General features: G+C 37.3%; 29 protein-coding genes and 1 pseudogene. 13 read left to right on the top strand and 17 right to left on the bottom strand.

What is annotated here, in order from left to right:
* Positions 1-62 precede the first annotated feature (62 nt).
* The 3 genes from secB to cysE all read left to right on the top strand — a co-directional run bounded on the left by secB (position 63) and on the right by cysE (position 2498).
* Complete coding sequence (secB, locus tag Xinn_RS01180) at positions 63-533, top strand: protein-export chaperone SecB (protein WP_086954907.1); 471 nt, start codon at positions 63-65, stop codon at positions 531-533.
* On the top strand, positions 533-1552 hold the full coding sequence (gpsA, locus tag Xinn_RS01185; RefSeq protein ID WP_086954908.1) for an NAD(P)H-dependent glycerol-3-phosphate dehydrogenase: 1020 nt from the start codon (positions 533-535) through the stop codon (positions 1550-1552). Before secB ends, gpsA begins: the two co-directional genes overlap by 1 nt.
* Before the next feature lie 124 nt (positions 1553-1676).
* Positions 1677-2498, top strand: a complete 822-nt coding sequence (gene cysE, locus Xinn_RS01190; protein WP_086954909.1) for a serine O-acetyltransferase — start codon at positions 1677-1679, stop codon at positions 2496-2498.
* Positions 2499-2567: 69 nt separating this feature from the next.
* Here cysE and trmL read toward each other — a convergent pair whose 3' ends face one another.
* The 14 genes and pseudogenes from trmL to cpxR all read right to left on the bottom strand — a co-directional run bounded on the left by trmL (position 2568) and on the right by cpxR (position 16040).
* The gene (gene trmL / locus Xinn_RS01195) at positions 2568-3071 is read right to left on the bottom strand and encodes a tRNA (uridine(34)/cytosine(34)/5-carboxymethylaminomethyluridine(34)-2'-O)-methyltransferase TrmL (RefSeq protein WP_086954910.1); all 504 of its coding nucleotides are present in this window, start codon (positions 3069-3071) and stop codon (positions 2568-2570) included.
* A 45-nt stretch (positions 3072-3116) separates the two neighbouring features.
* On the bottom strand, positions 3117-4991 hold the full coding sequence (locus Xinn_RS01200) for a polysaccharide biosynthesis protein (RefSeq protein ID WP_086954911.1): 1875 nt from the start codon (positions 4989-4991) through the stop codon (positions 3117-3119).
* Between the two features lie 5 nt (positions 4992-4996).
* Positions 4997-5608 carry a sugar transferase gene (locus Xinn_RS01205; RefSeq protein WP_280176124.1) on the bottom strand — a complete coding sequence of 204 codons (612 nt, stop codon included), beginning with the start codon at positions 5606-5608 and terminating at the stop codon, positions 4997-4999.
* A complete protein-coding gene (locus Xinn_RS01210; RefSeq protein ID WP_086954912.1) occupies positions 5609-6766 on the bottom strand; it encodes a DegT/DnrJ/EryC1/StrS family aminotransferase in 1158 nt (385 codons plus the stop codon). It lies immediately after the preceding gene.
* 17 nt (positions 6767-6783) lie between these two features.
* Positions 6784-7593 carry a glycosyltransferase gene (locus Xinn_RS01215; protein WP_086954913.1) on the bottom strand — a complete coding sequence of 270 codons (810 nt, stop codon included), beginning with the start codon at positions 7591-7593 and terminating at the stop codon, positions 6784-6786.
* On the bottom strand, positions 7559-8518 hold the full coding sequence (locus Xinn_RS01220; protein WP_086954914.1) for a hypothetical protein: 960 nt from the start codon (positions 8516-8518) through the stop codon (positions 7559-7561). The genes Xinn_RS01215 and Xinn_RS01220 overlap by 35 nt, the downstream gene beginning before the upstream one ends.
* 230 nt (positions 8519-8748) lie before the next feature.
* The gene (locus tag Xinn_RS01225; RefSeq protein WP_153043400.1) at positions 8749-9699 is read right to left on the bottom strand and encodes a hypothetical protein; all 951 of its coding nucleotides are present in this window, start codon (positions 9697-9699) and stop codon (positions 8749-8751) included.
* 113 nt (positions 9700-9812) lie between these two features.
* On the bottom strand, positions 9813-10958 hold the full coding sequence (locus tag Xinn_RS01230; protein ID WP_169923508.1) for a CDP-glycerol glycerophosphotransferase family protein: 1146 nt from the start codon (positions 10956-10958) through the stop codon (positions 9813-9815).
* Positions 10945-12180 (bottom strand): oligosaccharide flippase family protein, encoded by a 1236-nt coding sequence (locus Xinn_RS01235; RefSeq protein WP_086954917.1) that lies wholly within the window; start codon positions 12178-12180, stop codon positions 10945-10947. The genes Xinn_RS01230 and Xinn_RS01235 overlap by 14 nt, the downstream gene beginning before the upstream one ends.
* 23 nt (positions 12181-12203) lie before the next feature.
* A complete protein-coding gene (locus tag Xinn_RS01240) occupies positions 12204-12809 on the bottom strand; it encodes an SDR family oxidoreductase (RefSeq protein WP_211285992.1) in 606 nt (201 codons plus the stop codon).
* Positions 12809-13288, bottom strand: a complete 480-nt coding sequence (locus Xinn_RS01245; RefSeq protein WP_211285993.1) for an FAD synthase family protein — start codon at positions 13286-13288, stop codon at positions 12809-12811. Before Xinn_RS01245 ends, Xinn_RS01240 begins: the two co-directional genes overlap by 1 nt.
* A gap of 252 nt (positions 13289-13540) precedes the next feature.
* Positions 13541-13670: pseudogene (locus Xinn_RS01250) on the bottom strand (NAD-dependent epimerase/dehydratase family protein); the annotation flags it as partial.
* 310 nt (positions 13671-13980) lie between these two features.
* Positions 13981-15351, bottom strand: coding sequence for an envelope stress sensor histidine kinase CpxA (gene cpxA / locus Xinn_RS01255; protein WP_086954920.1), 1371 nt, complete (start codon positions 15349-15351; stop codon positions 13981-13983).
* Positions 15348-16040, bottom strand: coding sequence for an envelope stress response regulator transcription factor CpxR (gene cpxR / locus Xinn_RS01260; RefSeq protein ID WP_086954921.1), 693 nt, complete (start codon positions 16038-16040; stop codon positions 15348-15350). Before cpxR ends, cpxA begins: the two co-directional genes overlap by 4 nt.
* A 155-nt stretch (positions 16041-16195) precedes the next feature.
* Here cpxR and Xinn_RS01265 point away from each other — a divergent pair, with 155 nt between their 5' ends.
* Positions 16196-16681 (top strand): Spy/CpxP family protein refolding chaperone, encoded by a 486-nt coding sequence (locus tag Xinn_RS01265; RefSeq protein WP_086954922.1) that lies wholly within the window; start codon positions 16196-16198, stop codon positions 16679-16681.
* A gap of 229 nt (positions 16682-16910) precedes the next feature.
* On the opposite strand, the gene Xinn_RS01270 is transcribed toward Xinn_RS01265, so the two are convergent.
* Both Xinn_RS01270 and Xinn_RS01275 read right to left on the bottom strand, forming a co-directional pair.
* Complete coding sequence (locus tag Xinn_RS01270) at positions 16911-17879, bottom strand: phage integrase (protein WP_086954923.1); 969 nt, start codon at positions 17877-17879, stop codon at positions 16911-16913.
* 66 nt (positions 17880-17945) lie between these two features.
* A complete protein-coding gene (locus Xinn_RS01275) occupies positions 17946-18239 on the bottom strand; it encodes a helix-turn-helix domain-containing protein (RefSeq protein ID WP_086954924.1) in 294 nt (97 codons plus the stop codon).
* A gap of 192 nt (positions 18240-18431) precedes the next feature.
* Between Xinn_RS01275 and Xinn_RS01280 the strand changes: the two genes are divergently transcribed.
* From Xinn_RS01280 to Xinn_RS01320, 9 genes are all read left to right on the top strand, one after another.
* Positions 18432-18734 (top strand): Cox family DNA-binding protein, encoded by a 303-nt coding sequence (locus Xinn_RS01280; RefSeq protein WP_086954925.1) that lies wholly within the window; start codon positions 18432-18434, stop codon positions 18732-18734.
* A gap of 27 nt (positions 18735-18761) precedes the next feature.
* Positions 18762-19085: a hypothetical protein gene (locus tag Xinn_RS01285; protein WP_086954926.1), complete on the top strand. Its 324-nt coding sequence runs from the start codon at positions 18762-18764 to the stop codon at positions 19083-19085.
* Between the two features lie 87 nt (positions 19086-19172).
* Positions 19173-19409 carry a hypothetical protein gene (locus tag Xinn_RS01290; protein ID WP_086954927.1) on the top strand — a complete coding sequence of 79 codons (237 nt, stop codon included), beginning with the start codon at positions 19173-19175 and terminating at the stop codon, positions 19407-19409.
* Positions 19410-19552: 143 nt separating this feature from the next.
* Entirely contained in the window at positions 19553-19894 is a 342-nt protein-coding gene (locus tag Xinn_RS01295; protein ID WP_086954928.1) for a DUF5347 family protein, read from the top strand.
* Between the two features lie 72 nt (positions 19895-19966).
* On the top strand, positions 19967-20161 hold the full coding sequence (locus tag Xinn_RS01300; RefSeq protein WP_086954929.1) for a DUF2732 family protein: 195 nt from the start codon (positions 19967-19969) through the stop codon (positions 20159-20161).
* Positions 20154-20375 (top strand): TraR/DksA family transcriptional regulator, encoded by a 222-nt coding sequence (locus Xinn_RS01305; RefSeq protein WP_086954930.1) that lies wholly within the window; start codon positions 20154-20156, stop codon positions 20373-20375. Before Xinn_RS01300 ends, Xinn_RS01305 begins: the two co-directional genes overlap by 8 nt.
* Before the next feature lie 7 nt (positions 20376-20382).
* A complete protein-coding gene (locus Xinn_RS01310; protein WP_099137592.1) occupies positions 20383-20661 on the top strand; it encodes a DUF3850 domain-containing protein in 279 nt (92 codons plus the stop codon).
* A gap of 104 nt (positions 20662-20765) precedes the next feature.
* A complete protein-coding gene (locus Xinn_RS01315; RefSeq protein WP_086954932.1) occupies positions 20766-21581 on the top strand; it encodes a DNA adenine methylase in 816 nt (271 codons plus the stop codon).
* Positions 21582-21661: 80 nt separating this feature from the next.
* Entirely contained in the window at positions 21662-24355 is a 2694-nt protein-coding gene (locus Xinn_RS01320; RefSeq protein ID WP_086954933.1) for a toprim domain-containing protein, read from the top strand.
* Positions 24356-24393: 38 nt separating this feature from the next.
* Here Xinn_RS01320 and Xinn_RS01325 read toward each other — a convergent pair whose 3' ends face one another.
* Positions 24394-25230 (bottom strand): phage antirepressor N-terminal domain-containing protein, encoded by an 837-nt coding sequence (locus Xinn_RS01325; protein WP_086954934.1) that lies wholly within the window; start codon positions 25228-25230, stop codon positions 24394-24396.
* Positions 25231-26138 lie beyond the last annotated feature (908 nt).

A 26138-nucleotide genomic window follows, 5' to 3' on the forward strand; every position in this document is an offset into this window, starting at 1 on the left:
AATGTAAGCACTATGCTTATATCATCAAAGCTTAATAAGGACATACAAAAGGTAAAATTATTATGTCAGAACAAAACAACACAGAAATGGCTTTCCAGATCCAACGCGTATACACGAAAGACATTTCTTTCGAAGCCCCTAAAGCACCTCAAATCTTCCAAGAAGAGTGGCAACCGGAAGTTAAACTGGATCTGGATACTGCTTCCAGTGAACTGGTTCAGGGAGTTTATGAAGTTGTTCTGCGTGTCACCGTTACGGCGACATTGGGAGAAGAAACTGCGTTCTTGTGTGAAGTTCAACAGGCTGGTATTTTCTCTGTTGATGGCATTGAAGGAACTCAACTGGCGCATTGCTTAGGTGCATATTGCCCGAACATTTTGTTCCCGTATGCCCGTGAATGCATCACCAGTCTGGTAGGCCGTGGTACTTTCCCACAATTGAACTTGGCGCCAGTTAACTTTGATGCTCTGTTCATGAACTATTTGCAGCAACAGTCTGATTCCCAGACTGATGAGGCAACACAGGAAGCCTGATGAATACTGCTTCTATGACAGTTATCGGTGCCGGTTCATACGGCACCGCTTTAGCCATTACACTGGCCCGTAACGGGCATGAGGTTGTGCTTTGGGGGCATAACCCTGAACATGTTCATGCCTTGCAACAAGCCCGTTGTAATCAGGTATTTTTACCGGATGTTTCTTTCCCTGATAGTTTACAGCTTGAAGCTGAACTGAAGAATGCTATTTCAGCCAGCCGGAATATCCTGATCGTGGTGCCCAGCCATGTATTCGGCGATGTTTTACAGCAGATAAAACCTCATCTAAAGCCAGATTCCCGTATTGTTTGGGCCACGAAGGGCCTTGAAGCAGAAACTGGTCGTTTATTACAGGATGTGGCGCGTGAGATATTAGGCAACGAAATCCCGTTGGCTGTGGTGTCTGGTCCAACATTTGCGAAAGAACTGGCGGCGGGCTTACCAACCGCGATTGCAGTATCTGCGACGACACCTGAATTTGGCGAAGAACTCCAGCAGCTTTTCCATTGTGGCAAAAGTTTCCGAGTGTACAAAAATCCCGATTTTATCGGTGTGCAACTTGGCGGTGCAGTCAAGAACGTGATCGCTATTGGTGCCGGGATCTCTGATGGTATGGGATTTGGCGCTAATGCCCGTACTGCGTTGATAACGCGTGGCCTGGCGGAAATGAGTCGCCTTGGTGTTGCATTAGGTGCTGATCCATCCACATTTATGGGCATGGCTGGATTGGGCGATTTAGTACTGACCTGCACTGACAATCAATCCCGTAACCGCCGTTTCGGTATGATGCTGGGGCAGGGAGTTAGTGTTGACGCCGCACAGAGTGAAATAGGGCAGGTTGTTGAGGGTTATCGTAATACCAAAGAAGTTCGGGCATTAGCCAGACGAGTCGGTGTTGAAATGCCGATAACAGAGCAAATTTATCAGATTTTATATCGCAATAAAAATGTACTTGAAGCAGCTCAGGCTTTATTAGGAAGAGCTACAAGGGATGAAGGAGAAAACTCCCACATTTAAGTTACCCAAAAATCACATAATATATCCAATAGATTTCTAGTTGCATTGTGGTGAATGAGTATAGCCAACAACGAGGTGGCTTGAAAGACGACGGATATAAAACAATCACATGAGAATGATTGACATGTCTCGAGAAGAACTGAGAGAAGTTTGGGCAAATATAAAAAATGAAGCGAGAGAGCTGGCCGATTGTGAACCTATGCTAGCCAGTTTTTTCCATGCAACATTACTTAAACATGAAAACCTTGGTAGTGCCTTAAGCTACATGCTGGCAAACAAACTGGCGACACCAATCATGCCCGCGATTGCAGTCAGAGAAGTGGTTGAAGACGCTTATCGCAGTGAGCCAACAATGATCGAATCGGCAGCCCGTGATATCAAAGCCGTGCGCTTGCGTGACCCCGCTGTAGATAAATACTCCACCCCATTACTTTACCTGAAAGGTTTCCATGCGTTACAGGCGTTTCGCATTGCACACTGGCTATGGAAGCAAGACCGCAAGGCGTTGGCTGTTTACATGCAAAACCAGATATCCGTTTCTTTTGGTGTAGATATTCATCCGGCCGCCAAAATTGGCTGTGGCATTATGCTTGACCATGCAACAGGTATTGTCATTGGTGAAACAGCAATTGTTGAGAATGATGTTTCTATCCTGCAATCGGTGACGCTCGGAGGGACAGGGAAAGCATGCGGAGATCGACATCCTAAAGTGCGTGAAGGCGTAATGATTGGTGCCGGTGCTAAGATCCTCGGCAATATCGAAATTGGTCGTGGGGCGAAAATTGGAGCAGGATCGGTAGTATTAAGACCAGTTCCACCACATACAACAGTGGCAGGAGTACCCGCGCGGGTTGTTGGTAAACCGGAAAGTGATAAACCATCTCTGGATATGGATCAGCACTTTAATGGAATGAATAATGGCTTTAAAAATGGAGATGGAATTTGAGATTCCTTTCCCTTTTGGTCATACAGAATTAAAAACCTTCAGCGCGATTAGGCGCTGAAGGTTTAAGTATTAATCCCGCAATAAAGCGCCCTGATAACCTAGTTGCCTCCATGCTTCAAACACTACCACCGCGACAGTATTAGAAAGATTCATACTCCGGTTCTCCGGTAGCATTGGGATTCTTATCTTTTGTTCGGGGGGCATATTATCCAGCACATAAGATGGCAGACCACGAGTTTCAGGACCAAACATCAGATAATCACCATCACGGTAGCTTACATTACTGTGTGTAGGAGTACCTTTTGTGGTTAAAGCAAACAGCCGCGCTCCAGAAGAGGATTGTGAGTTTACTGGGCTTAACCCCTCACTTTCCAGAAATGCGTGGTAGTCATGATGTTGCTTGATATTTGCGAACTCATGGTAATCCAGCCCTGCACGGCGCAGACGTTTATCATCCCATGTGAAACCTAAGGGTTGAATGAGATGAAGCTGGCAGCCAGTGTTGGCACACAGGCGGATAATATTACCCGTGTTAGGAGGAATTTCTGGTTCGAATAGGACGATATTTAGCATGGGTGTGTTTCCCAGTTTAAGGGATACAATAGAAAAAATTTGATATTAATTTAATAAATCACATATTTCATCTTTTGGTTTAAATTCTAATGGAGAGCTCATTAAAATTTCACGAATAGTTGCTACATCACGTTCATAACAAGAGAATTGAAGACGCTCAATTACTTTATGGAGCTTTTCCCATTCTAAATAAGTTTCATTCGCTGTCATAATCCTAGGATGATTTGTTCCAGAAACATTTTTTCCTACCAGTAATTCTTCGTACAATTTTTCTCCAGGACGAAGCCCTGTTACTTTTATTTCTATATCTCCATTTGGGTTTTTTTCATTTTTTATTGTTAGACCTGAAAGGTTTATCATTTTGACTGCAAGGTCGTATATCTTGACAGATTCACCCATATCTAATACAAAGACATCACCATTTTTTCCCATAGCACCAGCTTGAATTACTAATTGGGCTGCTTCTGGAATGGTCATAAAATAACGAGTAATGTCTTTATGAGTCAGAGTAATGGGGCCTCCATGAGCTATTTGTTTTTCGAACAAAGGTACAACGGAGCCTGAAGAACCAAGAACATTTCCAAACCTTACCATCGAAAATTGAGTATGATAGCTCTGTGTTGCTAATGCTTGCAATATTAACTCTGCAAATCTTTTTGTTGCTCCCATTATGTTTGTTGGTCTAACAGCTTTATCTGTAGATATTAAAACAAACCTATCAACTTTTTGAGATATAGCCGCTTCTGCGATAGATAACGTACCAAATATATTATTTTGAATGCCTTCTATAATATTCAATTCTACAAGTGGTACATGTTTATATGCAGCCGCATGATAAATAGTATTAATATTAAACTTGTTTAATATTTTTTCCATTTTATTCTTGTTTTTTATATCCCCAAGAATAGGAACGATATTAACATGTAAAAATGTCTCTTTATCAACTATTTGAAGTTCTTTTTCTATTGAATAAAGAGCAAATTCGGTCAATTCCACTAATACTAATGTTTTTGGTTTTTGTTTTATTATCTGGCGACATAATTCAGAGCCAATAGAACCACCTGCACCGGATACAAGAACATTTTTTCCCAAGATATTATTGGATAATAAGTCTGATAATGGAGTAACTTGGTCTCTTCCTAAAAGATCATCAACTGATACTCTTTTCAGTGTATTAATCTGGGAAGTTCCATCCACTAATTCGTTGAAATTTGGTATGGTTAATATTTCACAATGAGTATCTTGTAAATTTTCTATTATCCTTCTTCTTGTATAGGCAGACACACTTGGCATAGCAAGTAATATTTTCTTTATCTCATTTTTTTGAACTAAATTGGAAATTTGGCTAGATGGATAAACTGTAACCCCATGTATGTCTAAATTTTGTAGTTTGGTATTATCATCAATAAACGCTATTGGATTAAATTCCTTATGTTCCCGAAGAATAGGTAACAGTTGGCGCCCTGATTCTCCTGCACCATATATAATAACAGGAATTCCTTTACTCATAGTATAATTACGGAGAGTTCTGTAAAAAAATCTAGTGCCGCATAAGAGAATAACGAGAAAAGAAAAATATATAATTGGAACTGTCCTTGGTAAGAAAGCTTGCTGATATAAAGAGAATGCGATCAAAATCAAAGTTGATAAAAATGAACCAATAATAGCCCATTTTAAAATGCCCATATTAACATATCTTAATATAGCACGATAAAACCCTAACCTAATAAATATGAAAAGTGTGCAAGGCATTGTTAGGCTTATTACAGACCAATGTAACAAACTATAAATAGGTGCATCTCTATCTAAACGTAACCACATGCTGATCCAATATGAAGATGCTATCATGATAATATCAACAGTGATTAATAATAATGTTTTTAGTAACCTTTCTCTTTTTAAAATAAAGTTCTTTCTCATGAATGTTACCTGAAGATTATTTTATATATAGTTTTGAAAATTATCTTAATGTCAAGAAAAAAGGATTTGTTTTTAACATAGTCTAAATAATATTTAGCTTTAATAGGCATGATTATATCAATATAAGCTTGATGAGGATCTGAATATTGGGAGAGAATGTCATTCTCATCGATCATTTCTATAGATGCTAGATCTGTTATTCCTGGTTTTACTGATAGTATCTCCTTTCTTATATCTAGTGGGTACTTATCTATAAACTTAGGTACTTCAGGGCGGGGGCCAACTAAGCTCATTTTACCTAGGAAAACGTCAATAAGTTGGGCTAACTCATCCAATTTATACTTTCGGATAAATTTTCCTGAATTAGTAATACGTGAATCATCTCCTATCGTGAGTTGCCCTGATCGCTCGGAATTTAATTTCATACTTCTAAACTTATGAATATAGAAATGCTTTCCATATAGTCCAACTCGTTGCTGACGAAAAAAAATGGGCCCTTTCGAGTCCATTTTAATCCATATAGCAATAAAAACGAGTATAGGAGACAAAAAAAGCAATCCTAATAGTGATGCAACAAAATCAAAAAGTTTTTTAGTTATTTTATATATGGATTTCATTTATACTAAAATCTCTCTTATCGCATTTATTACTCTTATTTGGTCATCATGAGTCATTTTAGTATACAATGGTATCGATATAATTTTATTGAAATTTTCTTCAGAGATAGGAAATTGATTAGAACATAATGAATATGTATCTCTCCAGATCGGATGTTTATGAAGAGGGATAAAATGCACAGAGCAACCAATATTTTTTTCAGCCATTTTAATGATAAAATCATCTCTAGAGATTTTTACATTACTCTTCAAGCGAATGGTGTATAAATGCCATGCATGCTGATTATCAGGATTGGAAGGGAGCGCTGGTAATATTAATGGCAAATCTTTTAGTTCCTCATTATAGAGCTTTGCCATTTGTGCTCTTTTTTTCTGGAAGGCATCTATTTTTTTTAACTGATGAATTCCAATCGCCGCACAAATATCTGGCATATTGTATTTAAAACCCGGTTCTATAACTTCATAATACCAAGCAGGAGTTTTTGATTGATATCGATCAAATGCATCTTTGCTAATTCCATGAAGGCGCATGATTTTTGCTCTTTTTATAATATCCGGATTACGGGAAACCAGCATCCCCCCCTCAGCGGTAGTCATTGTTTTATTAGCATAGAAACTAAAAACAGTAACATCTGTATCTAATGTACCTATTTTTTTTCCGTTGTAGATAGTTGGAAATGCATGAGCGGCATCTTCAACAATTTTAAGATTAAATTCTTTAGCGATAGAAATTATTTCATCCATATCACAAGATAAACCTGCAAAATGTACTGGGATAATTGCTTTAGTTTTAGGTGTGATTGCTTTCCTAATTGCTTCAGGATCAATATTAAGTGAATCAGGAAGGGAGTCAACAAAAACAGGGTTTGCTCCTAAATAGCGAACCACTTCCGCAGTGGCTGTAAAAGTATAGGTTGGAACGATAACTTCGTCTTCAGGCTTAATGCCTATTGCCTCTAGAGCTAAATGTAGGCCTGCAGTAGCTGAATTGACTGCAATAGCTTCAACATCACCACCTAAATAACTAGCAAAATCTTGTTCAAATTTTTTTGCTTTAGGTCCTGTAGTAACCCAACCACTTTTCAGAGAATCTACTACTTCATGAATTTCTTCTTGACCGATTTCAGGAAAAGAGAATGGGAGGAATTTAGAAGACATTTTTAATCCTTATTTGTTTATCGTAAGTACTTATACATTACTTTTTTTATAAATGTAGGAGAAAGAGCTAAAAAGGTATAAAGGATTGCATATATATTTGCAGATAAACCATACCTTAATTCTTTATTTATTTTAAATATTCTATATTTTAACAAAGAAATGGTTTTTTTCTTATTTGAACGGCGTAAATAAAAATTAGATGTACGCCTGAATTTTAATCCAACATGAGGGGCGTTTGCAAATTTACAATTATTTTTAAAGCCTGAAAACCATAATGCAGTATCTTCACCTAATAGAACGTCAGTTGGATAATTACCTGCTTTTTCAAAGAAACACTTTCTAAACATTACTGTGGGATGAGCTAAAGGATCTCTTTTGCTAAAGAACTGAAATAATTCACAATGTGTTAATGGATATTTAACGACACTTTTTATTTCAATACTATCTTCATTTATTTCAGAAATCCATGTCCCGACAACGTCAATATCAGGGTTGTTTTCTAAAAAATTAGTTTGTACCAAAAAACGCTCTGGAGTACATATATCATCTGTATCCATTCTGGCAATATAATCAAAATGACAATATTTCAGCCCTTCATTTAAAGCTTTTGCTAGCCCAACATTTTCTTTTAAGGGAACTAAAATTATTGGCAGAAGTGTTAACCATTTAGTTATAATGCTATTGAGTTCATTATTTATAGGGCCGTCTAAAACTAATATTATTTCCTTAGGTTTATACTCTTGTTCATATAAACTTTGAAGGGATAAGTTAAAATAGTTAGCAGACTCTTTATCATATAGTGATATTAGGACAGATACGTTTTTCATGGTTTTTAGTTATCTCATTTAAGATTACTCTTTTTTCTGGTTTTTTCTCTGAAATCAAGCCTAAAATAAAAAATATAGAAACAACCCCCATAAAGTAATTATCAAATAAAAAATTCATAATTTGTAAGTAGAAAATAACTAAATAAAAGATATGTTTTTTACTAATTATATTTATATATAAATATATTGATATAAGCAAAAAAATCCCGTGATCAAAGAGTGTTTGTAAATAGGCGCTATGCATAACTTTTCCAAATAATTCAACACTAGCATGTGAACCAAAACCATATAAAATATGAATTGGGTCATGAAGAATTATTTTTATACCTTCTATCTGAGAATATAGTCGTACTAATAGTGAATTTATTTTTAAAGATATATAGTTTGTATTCCAATCAGATAGCATGGTTAAATGGACATTATTAGCAATATAAAAAATAACAATAATATATATTATAACCAAAAAAGTTAATGTTAAGTATAGTAAATTATTACGTCGTAGCCTTTTAAAAGTTACTACAGATAGCATAATAAATAAGAATATGACTAATGATGATATTGATTGTGTTAATATTAATATACTAACTAAAGAAATCGTAGTTAATTTTATTTTACTTAAAGGTTTTTTGAGAGTATAGGTTAATAAAAATACAGAGCAGATTACTATTACAGAATAATTTGGATCTAATACTAATCCTGAAATACGGATATCAAAAAGAAAGCCGCCATCATATATACGGACAGATAGCCATAAAAGGGAGAATAAAATAGATATAATAGCAAACGTACTCATCAGCTTATATAAATTAATGGTAAATGACTTATTATATATAAGTGAAAATGGAAGTAAAAAAACAAATATTTTTAATAATTTGCCAATGGTGTTATAGATATTATAATCAAATGATAAGAATATAGGTGCCATATTAGTAATTAATATAGCAAATAAGATAAAAAAACTCTTCTTACTAAGAATAAATATTCTTTTATATAAGCAAAATAGAATAGAGACTAATATGATTATAATATGAATGTTAGTCTCACCGATAGGAGTTAAAGATAAAAAATATGATGATATTAAATAACTAATACCAACTGATTTTGAGGAGTATAAAAATGCAAAAAAAATAGATAAAAACAAAAGAAATGATATTATCATGGTAATATATCTATTTTATTTAGAATAAAGGTACAAATATTCGTTACAGAGAAAATAGGACTAATTGGCGTAGGTATTGTAGGATTGTTAATATTATTTGACAATAAGTATTTATCGGCTAAATAGTGGTTTGTGCACACTACAGGCATTGAAAATGCTTTTACTTGTAATATTTTCGCTGGGGTAATAGTTTCCATAAATTTACTGTTTTTATAAGGGAGTAAAATACATTGAGCTGAGTGTATAGTATTAGCTAACTCTTTCATCGAATAAATTGATGATTTTATAGTAATATTATTATATCTATATAACTCTGAAGGGCAATTATTGCTTATAATTAATACTTTTTGATTGTCTAAAATAGAAATGATAACATCTAAATCAATATCTTTATGAAAGCTTCCATAATAAACAAAATCATAGCTTATAATATTTTTCTTATTATTTTTTATGAAAAATTCATCGGGGACTGGAGGTGGCATTAAGTATGCGTTGCATCCTTTTTTGTATATATCATTATTATTTATATAATCTATAGTGTTCAGACCTAGTTTTTCAGTAACAGTTTTATTATCACAAAATACTAAAGATTTTTTTGCTAAGATATTTTTTTCAAAGCTTATTATTTTATTCTTATTTGGATATTTTTGTTGAGTGGTATCATGAACACAGTAATATACTGATTTTGATCTCTTACCACTTATATTTAATATATGTTTATGTGGAACAAATGTAATTATTACGTCATCTTTATTTAGTATTAGGTTGTTTTTTTTTAAAATAATTCTATTAATAAAACCAAATATAAATAAAGGTGGAAAAATAAAGGTTTTTATAATTTTAGTATTGGTGTTGCAATAAGTAATGTTTTTGTCTTTTTTAGTGTAAATAATATTTTTTAATTTATTTTTAATTCTAGTTAAATATCCTCCAGTTGGAATATTCATTGTAACTCGTTCAACAAAATAGCAATCAATATTTTTTTTTGATAAAAAATCAAAAAGATATTGGTTTATATGCTTGTTGTCGTCATAGCATACTTCACTAAAAATATATATTCTCATGAGATACTATCTTTTATTTTGTTTATAATATAACTATTGTCATTTTTAGAGCTAATTAATTCAAGTAAATCAGCTCTCTCTTTTTTATGTGTAGTTTTACATATTTTTGAAGATAATACATTAATTAAATCTATATCACTTAAACATACATACCCAGGTAATACATTAATTTTATATTCATATAACTCTCTATTTTTTAAATAATGATTTTTATCATATTGGAAGAATACAATAGGTCTATCTAAGACTAAAAAATCTAAGTAAATTGAAGAATAATCTGTAATTAAACAATCAGTACTTAATAAAAGGTCCATTGGATCTATCTTGTTATCGATAATAGTGATATTTTTAAAATTCTTAAATGTTTTAGGATTAAATTTAGAGTTAGAATGCAATTTTAAATTGAACTGAAATTTCTTTAATTCAGCTAATTTATCAATTTCATGTAGTAGATCTATTTTATCATTTATAAAGTGAGGATTATCATCGCGCCAAGTTGGTGTATAGGTAATGGTAAATACTTTGTTTTTTGAGTTGTTTTTTTTATCCTTTAAAAAGGAAACACGAGGATAGTTTGCATCTATTATTTTATTTTTAGATTTCCTAAATGCAGAATAAAAAATATTTTTATATAGATACTCTCCTGGGCATAGTAATAAATTTTCTCTTTTATGATAATGAGGATAAAGTATTTTCATACATAGATTTGCATCTTTAAAATAACTATTTAATGGTGGTGTTGCAATATCAAATTCAATTTTTTTTAAAGGAATGCCATGCCAGAGATTTACTAATGTTTTCTTACCTGATGTGAAGTAACTTAAATTATTTACATATGATGAGTATATATAGACCTTAGATGTTAATAGATGAAATAATCCGAGTAAGCTATATTTATATATAACGGGATACCCCATTTCTTTTACAAGAGAAAATTCAGATCTATTTTTTGCAAGCCAATAGCAATTTAATTTTTTTTCATTTTTAACACAATATTCAAATAAATAACGACTATTATCATTAAATTCTCCAAAACTACCAAATAACCATTTTTTTTTGCTAGAAGGAAATAAAAAACTAATTGGATAAATTGGATATGATATTAGCAAAATCAATCCTTTTTTTAATTTATTTAAATTCACGGAATACCTTCTTTGACATATATATAAAAGTCACAACACGGATTACCATAACTATACCCTCAGTTATCAAAACAGATATAGCTATATTAATAGCAGTTATATGATCCATGAAGTATAAAATAAATAACATTGCTAATTGGATAGTTGCTGCAATAATAACTGAGTTATTAGCAATATCTAACCGATCTATAATAGAGAATGCAGGATAGCCGAAGTTTACCGCAATAAAATTAATTATTGTTGTTAGCAAAAATATACGGAAAATATCTATAGCTAAACTATAATCTTGTCCATAGAATACAATGATAATTTCATATGAGAAATAATAAATAATGCTGATTGAAATTATTAAAGGGGGTATGAGGACTAGTATAAAACGGTAAAATGTTGATATGTTTTTAGTTCTGGCTAAATAAGGATATAGTGCTTGGCTAATCGGAAATGAAATACTTTGACCTGCTTGATATAATTTTTCAGCACTTGAATATAATGCTGCTTGAGTTAGCCCAGCATGGCTACCTATGATTAGTGTGCTGGCAGAAGTATAAATTGATGCTGCTGCCCGTGACAAGAAAAATTGGAAAGAATATCTAATAATATTAATTATATCAATTAATTTAGGAGTTAATATTCTATAACCTAATTTAATATACAGTAATAGCCCTATGGTAGTTGCTATGAAGTTACTAAAAACATAACTTAAGATTGCTTGTAATACATCATTACTATCTTTTACAAAAAATATGACAAATATTACATAACTTAATTTAGAAAGTAGTGTCAAATATGTAATATTTGACATTTTTTCTATACCTTGAAAGAACCACATTATCTGGAAATTTTGAGATAATATTGCTAATAAAGTCACACTACATAGTATGACTTTATTTTCATGTATTGTATTTGTTACAGTAAAGTATGTGATTAGACCAATTGATGTTAATAAAAATAAAATTATTTTTAAGATGAAAATTGAACTGACATGTATATTTATCTTATTGGTATTATTTTTGTTATTAGCTATCCATGCAGGAGAGTATAAGTTAAATCCAAAATCAGTTAGTAAACTTGATATCACTATTACTGACATCAGTAACATAACTAATCCAAACGATTCAATATTTAATATCCGGCTTAAATAAGGAAGTGCTATAATTGGTGACAAGTAAGTAATTAGCTGAACCGCTATTAGCGATAGTATGTTAATGGATAATCTAGACATATCTATTAATATTCATGATCTATTTAATATTTTTCTATGAATTTAAATTCATTTTTCCGATAAAAAATAATCGAACCATTGGTATAATGGCCATTGAACGCATTAATTATTGGTTGGCAACCTTCTTCAATAGTCATTATATTCGGGTTTTTTATAGACAGTGAATCTCGTAGCTTCGTTTGTATAGCCCCGGGGCAAAGTGTTATTATATTATAGCCATCTTTATATAATGCTTGAGAAACTTTAAGGACACCAGCTTTAGATGCACAGTATGAACTCCAGTCACTGTATGCATTGAAAGCTGCAGTAGAGGATATATTAATTATTTGGCAATTTTCATTTTTAATTAATGCAAATTTATTTACCAAATATGTACCTATAAGATTTGTGTTAATATCATTAATCCATTTTTCTGGCTCAGACTCAACTATTGTGCTTGAATATAAAGATCCAGCAAAATTAATAACAATATCAAATGTTTTTTTTGAAAAGTAGTGTTTGACACTTTCTATGTCAGAAACATTCAACTCTTCTTTTGATGGTGTTTCTATATTATTAGCTTCTGTGTTTATATTATTAGTCAAATATCTTGCCAGATCACTATTCTTTGCCGTTATTAATATTTTCATTATTTTTTATCACCTACTGGGTCTGGAATTGGGTGATTATCACTAGTTTCTAGCATCTTTTTATATTGCTCATAAATTTTTTGTTTTAAATTAGTTGAGCTGACACCTTTTCCATAAGGGAAATAAAATACTTCAACACCAAATTCTTTCAGATAATCATATTTTGGATACCAATCATCACCAATAATAAAAGCATCAATATTTAGCTTCTTTACGGTTTCTCTATGATCTAGAGTGTGTTGTGGTATTACCACATCCGGTGCTTTTAATCCTTCAATAATAGCAATGCGTTCTTCAAAAGGAACTGATGGTTTCTTTTTATATGAACAAACTAGTTCATCGGTACTTACACCGACAATAAGTATATCACCAAGTCCTCGACCATAATTAATAACTTTTAAATGATTACTATGGAATAAATCAAAAGTACCTGATACATATATTATTCGTGACATTGTGGCTCCAAAAATATCAACCATAGATATCGCACTAGATTACGGCTCTCAGTGCACATTATTACGAGTTTATTTTACTAACTTTATTGATAAATTATATTAGTAAGAGTTATGATTTTTCGTAACGAACTGATTTTTATTAGTTTGTGTAAATAACGTAAATATAATTATCAGTATTATTTACGTTCTCTATCAAAAGCTAGTCTAATTATGTAGAACATTGCGATCGCAACTACCTGTCTTTTCAAAAGAGTAACGCGGATTATTATCAATTTATTTGAGTGATTCTAAATTGCCTGCATAAGTGAGTTTATCAACGTTAACAGCATTATCACTGGTGGTTGATAATATATCGAATTAATGCAGAGCCAATGAAACCTGCTCCACCAGTAACCAGAATTTTCATTTTTGAGTTTTCAGTTGATTTTTTTAGGTTGGTTTAGAATTAGGAAAGAAGTTTTATGAAAATACACGCCTGTACTTGATTAAAGCTACCGCACTAGGTTACGGCTCCCAGAATGCCTGTGTGAATTGTTATATTGATATGTTATTGATATAAAATGATTTTATCTCTTAATAAAAATAATTACACAAACAATTTGTGTTAAGCCGCGACGAGATTAGACCCTCAATCCTTCAAGGTCAAGTATAATAGCCTTTTTTCTTTAATTATTACAGTCTGTTATTAATTAAATTTCAGTCAGGGCACGATCTATTCACCTCCCATGCAATGGTAACCAAATCACTAATCTCAGCCCACCTAAAGGGCTATCCTCTGCCTTAACCCAGCCCCGATGCTGTTCTACAGCCGTTTCAACTATTGCCAATCCTAACCCTGTCCCTCCTGATTCCCTATCCCGTGCTTCGTCTGTTCTATAAAACGGGCGGAAGATATGCTCACGGTCTTCAGGGCTGACTCCGGGGCCATCGTCATCAACGGTAATTGTTACTCCGTGATTATCTGCTTTGAACGCAACAGCGATATGGCTTCTGGAATAGCGAAGAGCGTTGCGGACGATGTTTTCCAGTGCACTGCCGAGTACTGCTGGATTACAGTAGATAACCCAAGGGCCGGGAGGTGAAACGATATCCAGCGTTTTGTTCATCTGCTCGACTTCAAATTTGGCATTCTCCAATATGTCATTCCATATCTTGTTAGCCTTGATGTTTTCGCGCAGGAGCTCGTTTTTATGCTGATTACGGGAAAGTACCAGCAGGTCGTTAATCATGCTGTCCAGTAACTGTGCTTCTGTTTCTATACGCTCCAGTTCTTTGCTTTCTCCATGACGGCGACGTAATAGCGCTGTGGCGAGTTGTAAACGGGTAAGGGGAGTGCGTAATTCATGTGAAATGTCGGAAATGAGACGTTGCTGGGCCGTCACCATTCTTTCTAACGCACTAATCATCTGGTTAAAGCTGCTACCGGCTGCCAGAAATTCCTGCGGGCCTGATTCCAGTTCTGGATGTTGTTTTAAATTCCCCTTTGCTACCTGATCTGCTGCATTTTTCAGTTTACGGGCGGGTCTTGCCAGACTCCATGCCAGCCATAAGAGTAGTGGAGCACTGATTAGCATAGTTGCGGCAGGTAACAGAAGCGGGCGATCAAACATCAGATTGATAAAATCTGATTGTGGGCTATTGGCGGGGCGGAGAAGGTAAAGATGATAGTAATCTTCACCATCACGTATTGAGAATGGCCCCATGATTTCTACACGACCATATTTTTTCTTTTTAGGGTGGTCGGAGTTATCTGATTGCCCCATAAAATTACGTACAAGCTGCGCATCGCGTTTTTCTGTGCTGATAACCCGCCCTTCTCCGGTAGCGAGAAATAAACGTTGATCTGGGGGAACCCATTTGACAATGGCTCGATCCAGTCTTAGCCACCAGAACAGATCACTGGGCGGATGGCGGGTCAATTCAGCTTGAATATGTCTGGCTAACTGATTTCCCTGATGATACTCACTATCCAACAGCGGGGTTAATTGCCGGGAGTCCAGTTTTGGCACCATAAGTGCCACCATCAGAACAAGTGCCAGTGTTAGCCAGAAAATTGCAAATATGCGAGCTGTTAAGCTGTTAATCATTTCTCTGAGACCATTAAATATCCGCGTCCACGTAATGTTTTGAACCAAGGTAATTCATCAGTCCGATTAGGTAACTTGCGTCGAAGGTTAGAAATATGCATATCAATAGCTCGGTCAAAAGGTGTGAGCCGTTTTCCTAATACTTCTTGACTTAAATGCTCACGAGAAACAACTTGTCCAAGATGTTGAGCCAACAAATAGAGAAGCGTGAACTCTGTACCGGTTAAATCCAGAATATTACCGTCAAAACTGGCCTCCTGACGCCCTGGGTTGAGTTGTAGTTTATCGATTTCAAGTACAGGTGTGCTGTTGTCAGCTTGTTGTTCACTCCAGTTAGAACGACGCAAAATCGCGCGTATGCGGGCCACCAGTTCACGATCATTAAATGGTTTGGGTAAGTAATCATCTGCACCCAGTTCCAGCCCCAGAACGCGATCTAAGTCGCTTCCTCTTGCTGTTAGCATAATAACGGGGGTCTGATGATATTGACGCAGTTCTTTCAGGGTCTCAATGCCGTTTTTGCGTGGCATCATGATATCCAGTAGAAGAAGGTCAATTGAAGAGTCAATAAATTGTAATGCCTGTTCACCATCATGGGCGATAACCACATTGAACCCTTCCATCTCCAGTAGTTCTTTCAATAAAGCTGTCAGTTCGCGGTCATCATCAACTAATAATATCTTATGCATTCATTCTTCCTCCGAGAGCAAAATACGATAACAAATTTTGCTATTCCATGACTTTACGTTCTTTTACATGCTCTGACGCTAGTTTGCAGCCGTGGGGCTATATTACCCGCACTGAATCGAATAGTGCTATTCGATAAAGCGAGGAATTACCAAAAATGCGTAAAATCGCAATATTAGCTTTAGTGTCGATATCCGTTCTTGGGACGGTAATGGTGCTAGCTGAAACTGCTGATACGTATAATGCCTCTAAGCCTGATTCTTTACAGCTTTGTCTGCCATATGACAACAGTGATTCTGACTATTATCAACGTAACTATAACTATAGTTGTGTCTTTGGGGGAATCACATTAACTGAAGAGCAGAGGCAGCAGATGTGGGATCTGGTGAAAAAACAGCCTTTGCATGAGCAACCAATAGCGGATATGCAGGCAGAACACCAGAAGATGTACAGCCTTTTAATAGCAAAGAATTTTGATGAAGCTGCGATTAGAGCGCAGCTTGAGAAAATAGCCAAATATGATGTTGATGCCGGTGTAGAAGTCGCACGTATTCGCAACCAGATGTATCAATTGCTGACACCTGAACAGGAAAAACAGCTCCAGAGATGCTATCAGGCGCGAACTACCCGGTGTTTGAACTGATGTTGTGATGAATATGATATGAAACAGCATCAATAACGATTTTCCTTGCCATAGACACCATCCCTGTCTTTCAGCCCCGTTTCGGGGCTTTTTTTTATCCCTGCCTAAAGTTACATCCCCTTTAAAATCAGTGAGATAATTTTTCATTAAGCAACTGTAGATGAGCTGAAATTTTCCAAGTGTGGACACTCGCGTGGACACTTTGGTTATCTACAGTTGCCTCTGATTACTAGATTTCTATACCTTCACTCAATGGATTCAATGTAATGGCTAACTGCAAATAATCGGGTGCTAAATGTGCATATGCCATCGTCTGTTGTATGTTGGCATGTCCCAGTATTTGTTGTAGTGCGACAATGTTTCCACCTTTCATCACAAAGTGACTCGCGAATGTATGACGCAGAACGTGAGTCGCTTGCCCATCTGGTAAATCAGGTTTTATTGACCTCAATTTCACGCGAAAACTTGCGTAATCAACGTCAAATAGCTCCCCTGATTTCTGTTTGATTTCCTTTTCCAGTTTTTTGGAGATCGGGATTGTCCTTTGTTTACCATTTTTGGTTTTCAAAAATGTCACCCGTCCATTTTTTACTTGAGTACTTTTCAGGGTTTCGGCTTCACCCCATCTGGCACCGGTACTGAGACATAACAATGCAATTTTTCGTTCATCTCCCGAAAGTACAGATAACAGATTGCTTATCTCTTCTTTTGTTAAGAAGGTCATTTCAGGCTGTTGCTCTTTTAGCGGCGGTAACCCACTCAGTGGATTATCACCGCTAAAAACTTCGAGCTTTTGCAATGTTGTGATCATTCCTGATAGACGGTACATGTCCCGGTTTATCGTTGATGCTTTGATACCATCAGAGAGGCGATTACTTCGGTGTTCCAATAAAACATGTTTGTTGAGACGGTTTATAGATGGGTCATTGAGCAACTTGATTGTTTTTGCCAGTTGCCGATTTTCTATTGCACCGTTCTCTGCGGTTTGTCCGTGATACAGCCACCATAATTTAAGTAAATCGCTTAAACTCTGTCTGTTAGATGATTTTCCCGGCTTTGGAGCATGAGCCAGTGTGTAACGTTCAAAAGCAACAGCTTCTGCTTTCTTATCAAATTTCCGCCTGATCCGATTTCCAGTTCGACCAACAGGACGGATGTCCACCATATATCGACCATCATCGAGCTTCTTAATTGGCATATTTAAGCTCTCCGATGTAGCAAAGTGATTGTGTTTCTAACCAGTCAAGAAAATTCCTATGTAGTGTTAGCCAGTTTTCCGGCCTAAGTGGCGTGACATTTTGGTCTCTACTCCATCAGGGGAGAGAGTCGGGCTAATTTGACCAGATTCTGGTGCAATTTTGTCCGTTAATAGCCATAAGGTATATTTTTCAAACTTAGGATGGTTTGTGATTTTCATTAAGGTTGCTAATGCGGGGTCATTGTAACCCGCCTCAATTTTTTTAAACGTACTTATTGATATATCCATAATTTCACACAGTTGCATTTGTGTTAATCCCTCCGTTATGCGAATAGCTTTCAATTTCTCAGAAATATTCATTGACGAGTTCCAATGTACGAACTAACATTACCGCAAGTTCCAACATAAGAACCTTGCGAGACGCAAAAATGCCTAGAGCTGGCACTATAAGCAACTCTAAGCGTTTGAGTAAGGCAGAGTAACAAACGAACCTTAAAAAGGCGAGATTCCTAAGTTCGACCGCTGTTTAAAGTATAGAAAGGAAACCGAAAAATGTTAGAAAAGAATCCTGATGGTTACATGCAAGTTTACTATCCGGTTGATGCAGTTCCTTATCAGAAGTTTGCTGACTTAATTGGTAAAACTCATGGTGCTGTTAAAGGAATGGTTGATAAAGGTAAGTTACCAACGGTTTTTTGGCAGAATCCTGATGTAAAAGAAATTGGTGGTATGCCTGCGAAAGTACGTGGTGAGAATTGGGTTTATATACCTGAATTTAACAGAGGAATGCGTGACGCGTTTCTGAACCGCCCAAAAGAACAGCGTGATGCTTGGCTATTGTGGGTTGGTCTGTAAGTTAACCAGTAAGCAGAGGGTAATAAAATGAAGCAATATAGTCGATCACTCAGTACAGGTTTATTTATTCAAATAGAAAATAAATATACTTATGCGCAAAATATTATTTTTCCACTTTCTGATTTACGGGCAATTTATAACGCCTGCAATAGTGGGGAAACTGTGGTACTGATGATTGATGGCATGAGTGAACAATCACCTTCTATTTCATATAAAATATTTGTTCAATTTTTCACTGATGTGATTAATGCAATTGAAAAGCTAAACCCGCAGGCTTTTATATTTAAGTTAACAGTGAATGAAGATTTATCCTGTGAATGGTGCGACTTTCATCGCACCAGTAGTAATTAGCGTTTTCTTTAATTTTAGATTACTGCAATACCATGATCCGGATATGGATAAGCGCCGGTAATATAATAACTATTAAAGGTAATTAATATGTGCAGTACTATTCCAACACCAGTGGAATTAAATAAGGGCAGGATCAAATTCGGTGCATTATTAGTTCGTCCGTTACGTAAAAGTGTTGTTTCTCAGTTCTCACGTTATCAGGTTGAAGACGGAATATATTGCTACGGTAAATTTGATTCCCGTGATCAGGCTTTAAGATATTGCCTGCAATTATACAGGATAAAACTTCATGAACGAATTAAAGAGGGTGCAGCACAAATATAAAGTCAGAAGTGAAGACTTTTTAAATAACAAAGTCACAAAAGCAAGTTATAAAAAAGAAAATCCATTGATGATGACGTTTGTCTCAATCGGTTTAGCAACAACAATATTAACCCCATTATTATCCCTGTTATAAAGGTGAAGTTATGGCGAATACAGAGTCTTATCGTTCATTGGTATATACACTGGATCGGCGAATTGATTTCCGGTTTAATTATGTCAGGCGGATGCGTAGTTCCCATCATTTCGAGTCTTCCTCGGATAGAAGAATTGCGAAATTTATTAAAAACATGCGCGATCCTGACAATAATCAAAAGCGTAATAATGAAAGGTTATTGCATGTTATTTTTAATTTGGCGGGATTTCCTGAATCAAAATATCACGCGCAATATGAGGATCTCACAAAGGAAGAAAAAAACTCGCTTATTGAAGCGATGGTTCAATATAAGACTGTGGCAGATGCTATGCCGGGGTTATTAGCGAGATAATTAAAATAACCAGATTATTTTTTATGTGCCAACGCGCAGGGTTTCTTATTATCTAAAAAAAGGAAAAGCATAATGGAAATAGAACAACTGATAAAAATAAACAGGGAAGATGAGCGTAAGGCATTAGCCGAACGTTCCGCTTCACGCCTTCGCTCACTTTCATCTCATGTACGGGCAAAGCAACTGGATTATGTTGCGGTTTGTGAACTGTTAGCCGGTGAAGCGGACAACATCGAGCGTCAGGCGCAGGAGTGGAATTATGTTTGATGTTATCGACCGCGCCAGCCAACACGCTGACGAAATGCTGGAATTCCAGATATCCGCACACGTTAACCGCCCGGTCGGGGTATCGGCTTTTTATTGTGAAGAATGTGAGCAGCCTATTCCTGAACAGCGCCGCAAGATAATTGTCGGTGTGACCCGTTGTGCACCCTGTCAGGAAGTGTTCGAACTGAAACAAAAACATTATCGGAGTGTGTAAATTGAAGATGAAAACAATACATAACCTAAACATAAAAAGCATTTATTTTGCAGCGGTAAGAAACGGTGAGAAAAAAGCTGAATTCAGAATGAATGACCATGAATATAAAAAAGGAGATTTTATTGGTTTATATGAAATTGATGATAACGGACTGTTTACGTCTGAATCTATTATCGTCAAAGTGACGGATGTCACCACTATTAATTGCGATTTATATCCGAATATTGCCGGGGAATTTGTCCTGCTTTCGTTTGAATTGTCTTCTTTGGATTGCGTCTTTGCGTGAGTTTTGTCGGAAAAGTAGCGGCGCGTAATCCAAACTGCGCCGCCCACACAGCAAATTTTAATTAGCGTTTGAACTAAAACAAAAAAAGTAACGGAGTGTGTGACATGGCAAATAAAACCATCCTGAAATGGGCCGGTTCGAAAGTCCGCATTATGGATCAATTACTGCCCCATCTACCTGCGGGTAAGCGACTGGTTGAGCCGTTTGCGGGTTCCTGTGCGGTGATGATGAATACGGATTACCCCGCGTATTTGGTGGCGGATGTGAATGCAGATTTAATTGACCTGTATCAGACCGTCAAAACTCACTGTGATCGGTTTACACAATCAGCCATCAATTGGTTCTCTTACTGTAATGAGAGAAGTGATTTTTATGAACTGAGGGATGCGTTTAATTCAGGGTATGAACACGGACAGTTTAATGATTATTTATGCCGTCCTGCGCTCTTTTTATTCCTCAATCGCCACTGTTTTAATGGCCTGTGCCGCTATAACACCAAAGGCGAATTTAACGTGGCGTTTGGTCACTATAAAAAACCGTATTTTCCGGCATCCGAGATCTGGGCATTTGCGGATAAATCCCAGAAGGCGGCGATCCGCCACGCTGACTGGCAGGATACCTTGATACAGGTTGAACACGGTGATGTAATTTATTGCGATCCGCCGTATCTCACCCAAGGTAAAGGCTTCACCCGATATCATGAGGTGAATTTTACCCCTGCTGATCATGAGTTGTTAGCCGTCGCCCTGAAACTCATCAGTGATGAGAACGGTGTACCCGTCACTGTTTCTAATTCGATTGAAGCCAAAGAACTGTATGCCGATCTGGGCTTCACCATTCATGAAATCGACGCGCACCGCTCGATTGCCGCTAATGGCAGCCGTAAAAAAGCGCGTGAAATTATTGCAGTTCTTAACTGACTGACAGTTTGTCATTTATCCAAAATAAAAAAGCACACAACAGGCGACGATGGGCTTATTGTGTGCGCTAAGGTTATCGCATGAAATCATACCATATTCAGGCTGTATTGCCGCGCCTTATCCATGATTTTCACTTCAAAGAGAAAAACGGTTATTTGCGTCAGGGCGTCTGTCCTGACTGCAAGAAAAAAGAGTTATTTACCTCGATTGAAATGCCGTTTGTCCTGCGCTGTGGCCGTGAAAATAAATGTGGGGCGGAGGTGATTGTCAAGGAACTCTACCCCGATATTTTTGATGACTGGTCAGTTCACTACCCGAAAACACCCCAAACCCCTCATGCGGCAGCGGATGCGTATTTACAACATGCCAGAGGGTTAGATATTGCACCATTAAAAGGACTTTATACCGAGTCCAGTTATCATGCCAACGGGCTGGGCGCCGCCACCGTTAAATTTGCGTTACCGGAAGGGGCTTATTGGGAACGCATTATTGACAGGCCGTCACGGTTTGATCGCAAAGCCAACTTTTTCGGCTCCTATAAAGGGCATTGGTGGTCACTGCCGCAACAGGATTTAACGCAGGCCAAAGAAATCTGGCTGACGGAAGGTATATTCGATGCTTTAAGCCTTATTCAGAATGGCATTCCTGCGGTTTCTCTGATGACCTGCCATAACTACCCGGATATTGCCCTGAATGCGCTTAAAACTACCCTCGGCAATCATCAAAAGCCGCTACTGGTCTGGGCGCTGGATAATGGTGCCGCTGGTGAAAGGGCCATGAAAAAGTGGGTTGACCGTAGTCAGCAGGATGGATGGAAAGCCACGGCAGCCAGACCGGCAGAAACGGATACCGGCAATGACTGGAATGACCTGCATATGAAAGGCCGGTTAACTGAGCGGGATATTCAGCGGTATCGGTATTATGGCAAGTTATTGTTAGCCTCCGCCGCGTTTGAAAAAGCGAGTTTAATGTTTAACTGGACAGAACGTTCAGAGTTCGATTTTCAGCATGATAACCGGTTGTACTGGTTCAAGTTGGATATCGATAAAATGATGAAAGCTATTGAGCGCATTAATGAATCTGACCCCCATTTAAGTGAAAATGATGCCCGACACAAAGCGGTGAAAGAGTCAGGAACGGTGGTTGAAATCGCCAACTGTTATCCGACTCCGCTCTATTTCCAGAAGTCGGTTGAAACGGATGAATCATGGTATTACATGCGCGTTGATTTTCCTCGTCAGCCGCAGGTTAAAGCGACCTTTACCGCCTCACAGTTAACCAGTGCCAGTGAGTTTAAGAAAAGGTTATTGCATGTGGCGAAAGGGGCGGTTTATACCGGTACAACGTTGCAATTAGACCGGATTTGTAAGCAGGCTTTGCCGGATATCAAGGAAGTGATCACCCAGAATTATGTGGGTTATAACAAAGAATACGGCGTGTATGTGTTTAATGATGTGGCCGTTCAGGGCGGTAAATGTTTTACCCTGAATGAGGAAGACTACTTTTCACTGAATAAGTTAGATATCAAGACGTTGAGTTTAAGCCCTTCATTAGCCATTAATACCGATCTCAGCCAGTTTGATACGGGTTGGCTGGAATCGCTCTGGTCTGCGTTCGGCGCGAAAGGGTATGTTGTGCTGGCCTTCTGGATTGGGTCATTTTTTGCTGAACAGATCCGCAAGACCCATAAAAGCTACCCCTTCTTAGAAATTTGCGGTGAGCCGGGTTCCGGTAAAAGTACCCTGATTGAGTTTCTATGGCGTTTGTGTGGCCGTGCTGACTATGAAGGATTTGATGCGTCAAAATCCAGTGCGGCTGCCCGTGGTCGAAACTTTTCTCAGATAAGTAATTTGCCGGTGTGTTTAATTGAGAGTGATCGCATTCAGGATAATGCCAAACTGAAGGCGTTTGACTGGGAAGAACTCAAATCACTGTACAACGGACGGGCCACACGTTCGTTAGGGGTGAAAAACAGCGGTAACGAAACTTATGAACCCTTATTTAAAGGCAGTATTGTGATTGCGCAGAATGCGGAAATTAACGCATCCCGTGCGGTTTTAGAACGGATTATTCACCTTTACACCGACAAAGCTGAACAAAGCGTCGAAACACGCCATGCGGCCATTGCGTTAGAACGCTACCCGATTGAAAGCCTGTCAGGTTTTTTACCGACGGTCTTGATGAAAGAGGAAGCCATACTCAAACAATACATGGAGAGAGTGGATACCTTACAGGCGCAGTTATTTGCGGATAAAACCATTAACCATGAACGTATTGCCAAAAACCATGCACAGTTAATCGCTTTATTAGAAACCCTGCCGTTAGTCTTACCCGTGAAAGCGACGCATATACGCCAGAGCAGGGACTTTATTATTGAATTAGCCAGACAACGTGTTCAGGCAATCCAATTGGATCAGCCCCCCGTTATGGAGTTCTGGGAGATGTTTGATTACTTGCAGGATAATGAGCCGTATGGCGTGAACCACAGCAGCGAACCGGGCGTTTATGCCGTGAGTTTTAACCATATTGCGCAGGTTGCCAGTGAACACCGTCAGTCAATATTGCTGAATACTGAAACTAAAAACCTGCTTAAAACAGGCAGAATGCGTAAGTTTTTGGGGATCAAGGCGGTGCGAAGTATTGTGAACGCTCAGTATAATAGTACGATTGCGACCGGGAGTATCCTGAAGAAACCGGAAGTGGTTAGGTGCTGGGTGTTTCAGGAAAACAGTGAAAGTGTCAGTCAGCCAAACCCGCCGCCAAAGAAACCATAAAACACAATATCAGAACCGCCGATACCGGCGGTTTTTTCTTACCTGCGGAATGTCCAACATTTAATCAATTTTCCGTTTATAACGCTTTTTACCTCACGATGCCCTTCAAACGGGTAACGTGAGCGGGTATGCATCTCTCTGCGCACAACATTAATACAGGGAAATTCCAGATCCTTGTTTTTGCAGAACTGGCGAAACTCAAATGGTTCAATAGCGATGATGTCAGGATCGGGGCTGTGATTTAACCGCGGAGTACCGGAGGTTTCAAGCATGTCGAATAAATCCCAGAACTCGAATAATGCATCACTATCCAGACACGGATCGCCGATTTTCGGTTCTTTGCCGCTGATATCTTCCAACTCCGGAACATCCCGCCCGAGAATATCCGCCAGGCTTTTGAGATCTTCATAGAGAACCTTACGAATACCATACTCACGCTGACGGCTGATTTCAGTCAGCACTTTGTGAAACTGCTCAAAAATCATCAGCCAGTCTTTTCCCTTCAGCCTGATATTTATGGCCACACCTTTTGTCCAGTAGTCGTACAGTGCGTCGTCGCATTCCTGCTGGTACTGAATAACCTTATCGCGGACTTCCGGTTTTACTTTGTTGGCGTTGATGGTCATGAGCCAGCCGGGTAGTTTTCGGAGGGCAAGACAGGAAACAAGGCGGTGCTGATCATCTCCGGGGATCTGCATGGTCATTTCGACCATACAGATATTAAAACGCTGTTTAAGTCTTCTGTATTGCGCTTTCCAGTCCAGCCCCATGCCTTCAACAATATACTTCATAGCCACATAGGGTTCGCATTTATGTTCAATGAGATACAGCTTATCTTCATGAAAATCAAAAGGAAATATATTGCATTTATTCATTATTAAGGCTCCGGCCTATGGGGACAGGGATAAAAACAGCATTAATTTGTGACTATATCGTCGTCAGCCATCGTATAGCAACACAGGCATAAAAGATGACAGAGAAGACAGATATACAGAAATAACAGTGCAAGAATTGAGTGTTATTTAATCTCTTTTATAAATGATGAGAATTTATGGGGGGGGTTCGGAAAAGCGTTACAAACGTTACAAAATCAAAATATTCTTATATCTTATTGATTATTAATAAAAATATAGAAACCCAAAAACGTTACAAAAGCATTACTTTGCCGTTACGTGTAACGCTTCTGAAAGGTTACAAATCAAAAATATAACCAATTGATTTATAAGGGTGTAACGTTTTGATCCCTGTTTTGTAATGCTTTGTAACGGTTAAAACGTTACATGAGAATTGTTTATTATCAACATGTTATAGGGTGTTTTTGGGGGGTGTAACGGTTGTAACGCTTTTCCGAAGGGGTGGGGGAAATCGGCTGCCTTATTCAACCTTTCTTTTGCCTGTTGATAATCTTTCATCAACTCATCACCAATATTCTAAATAAGTGCAGAGTCAGTAAACCTGTCAATAACAGAGCCTGAGTTGACTGTTATTTGATCTCTTTTATAAATATTGAGAATTTATGGGAGGGGTTCGGAAAACGGTTACAAAATTAAAATAGTCTTATATCTTATTGATTATTAATATTAATTAGGGAATCTAAAAAGGTTACAAATGGGTTACTTTGAGGTTACATGTAACCGTTTTACGAAGGGAGCAGATAAATTGGAAATAAAACTCAGGTATAACGTAGGTGATGCAATAAATTATTTGGGCAAATGGCAGTTTTATTTTTCCATGTGAAAGGTTAAAACCACCGACTTTAGTCGGTCAGCTTTAGCTGCGATAC

Source organism: Xenorhabdus innexi (genome assembly GCF_002632485.1).
GTDB classification, from domain to species: Bacteria; Pseudomonadota; Gammaproteobacteria; order Enterobacterales; family Enterobacteriaceae; genus Xenorhabdus; species Xenorhabdus innexi.

What these genes read in the sequence shown, in the direction of transcription:
- secB (WP_086954907.1), top strand. Translation starts at nt 63, where the DNA reads ATGTCAGAACAAAACAACACAGAAATGGCTTTCCAGATCCAACGCGTA.
- gpsA (WP_086954908.1), top strand. Translation starts at nt 533, where the DNA reads ATGAATACTGCTTCTATGACAGTTATCGGTGCCGGTTCATACGGCACC.
- cysE (WP_086954909.1), top strand. Translation starts at nt 1,677, where the DNA reads ATGTCTCGAGAAGAACTGAGAGAAGTTTGGGCAAATATAAAAAATGAA.
- trmL (WP_086954910.1), bottom strand. Translation starts at nt 3,071, where the DNA reads ATGCTAAATATCGTCCTATTCGAACCAGAAATTCCTCCTAACACGGGT.
- Xinn_RS01200 (WP_086954911.1), bottom strand. Translation starts at nt 4,991, where the DNA reads ATGAGAAAGAACTTTATTTTAAAAAGAGAAAGGTTACTAAAAACATTA.
- Xinn_RS01205 (WP_280176124.1), bottom strand. Translation starts at nt 5,608, where the DNA reads ATGAAATCCATATATAAAATAACTAAAAAACTTTTTGATTTTGTTGCA.
- Xinn_RS01210 (WP_086954912.1), bottom strand. Translation starts at nt 6,766, where the DNA reads ATGTCTTCTAAATTCCTCCCATTCTCTTTTCCTGAAATCGGTCAAGAA.
- Xinn_RS01215 (WP_086954913.1), bottom strand. Translation starts at nt 7,593, where the DNA reads ATGAAAAACGTATCTGTCCTAATATCACTATATGATAAAGAGTCTGCT.
- Xinn_RS01220 (WP_086954914.1), bottom strand. Translation starts at nt 8,518, where the DNA reads ATGGCACCTATATTCTTATCATTTGATTATAATATCTATAACACCATT.
- Xinn_RS01225 (WP_153043400.1), bottom strand. Translation starts at nt 9,699, where the DNA reads ATGAATATTCCAACTGGAGGATATTTAACTAGAATTAAAAATAAATTA.
- Xinn_RS01235 (WP_086954917.1), bottom strand. Translation starts at nt 12,180, where the DNA reads ATGTCTAGATTATCCATTAACATACTATCGCTAATAGCGGTTCAGCTA.
- Xinn_RS01240 (WP_211285992.1), bottom strand. Translation starts at nt 12,809, where the DNA reads ATGAAAATATTAATAACGGCAAAGAATAGTGATCTGGCAAGATATTTG.
- Xinn_RS01245 (WP_211285993.1), bottom strand. Translation starts at nt 13,288, where the DNA reads ATGGTTGATATTTTTGGAGCCACAATGTCACGAATAATATATGTATCA.
- cpxA (WP_086954920.1), bottom strand. Translation starts at nt 15,351, where the DNA reads ATGATTAACAGCTTAACAGCTCGCATATTTGCAATTTTCTGGCTAACA.
- cpxR (WP_086954921.1), bottom strand. Translation starts at nt 16,040, where the DNA reads ATGCATAAGATATTATTAGTTGATGATGACCGCGAACTGACAGCTTTA.
- Xinn_RS01265 (WP_086954922.1), top strand. Translation starts at nt 16,196, where the DNA reads ATGCGTAAAATCGCAATATTAGCTTTAGTGTCGATATCCGTTCTTGGG.
- Xinn_RS01270 (WP_086954923.1), bottom strand. Translation starts at nt 17,879, where the DNA reads ATGCCAATTAAGAAGCTCGATGATGGTCGATATATGGTGGACATCCGT.
- Xinn_RS01275 (WP_086954924.1), bottom strand. Translation starts at nt 18,239, where the DNA reads ATGAATATTTCTGAGAAATTGAAAGCTATTCGCATAACGGAGGGATTA.
- Xinn_RS01280 (WP_086954925.1), top strand. Translation starts at nt 18,432, where the DNA reads ATGTTAGAAAAGAATCCTGATGGTTACATGCAAGTTTACTATCCGGTT.
- Xinn_RS01285 (WP_086954926.1), top strand. Translation starts at nt 18,762, where the DNA reads ATGAAGCAATATAGTCGATCACTCAGTACAGGTTTATTTATTCAAATA.
- Xinn_RS01290 (WP_086954927.1), top strand. Translation starts at nt 19,173, where the DNA reads ATGTGCAGTACTATTCCAACACCAGTGGAATTAAATAAGGGCAGGATC.
- Xinn_RS01295 (WP_086954928.1), top strand. Translation starts at nt 19,553, where the DNA reads ATGGCGAATACAGAGTCTTATCGTTCATTGGTATATACACTGGATCGG.
- Xinn_RS01300 (WP_086954929.1), top strand. Translation starts at nt 19,967, where the DNA reads ATGGAAATAGAACAACTGATAAAAATAAACAGGGAAGATGAGCGTAAG.
- Xinn_RS01305 (WP_086954930.1), top strand. Translation starts at nt 20,154, where the DNA reads ATGTTTGATGTTATCGACCGCGCCAGCCAACACGCTGACGAAATGCTG.
- Xinn_RS01310 (WP_099137592.1), top strand. Translation starts at nt 20,383, where the DNA reads ATGAAAACAATACATAACCTAAACATAAAAAGCATTTATTTTGCAGCG.
- Xinn_RS01315 (WP_086954932.1), top strand. Translation starts at nt 20,766, where the DNA reads ATGGCAAATAAAACCATCCTGAAATGGGCCGGTTCGAAAGTCCGCATT.
- Xinn_RS01320 (WP_086954933.1), top strand. Translation starts at nt 21,662, where the DNA reads ATGAAATCATACCATATTCAGGCTGTATTGCCGCGCCTTATCCATGAT.
- Xinn_RS01325 (WP_086954934.1), bottom strand. Translation starts at nt 25,230, where the DNA reads ATGAATAAATGCAATATATTTCCTTTTGATTTTCATGAAGATAAGCTG.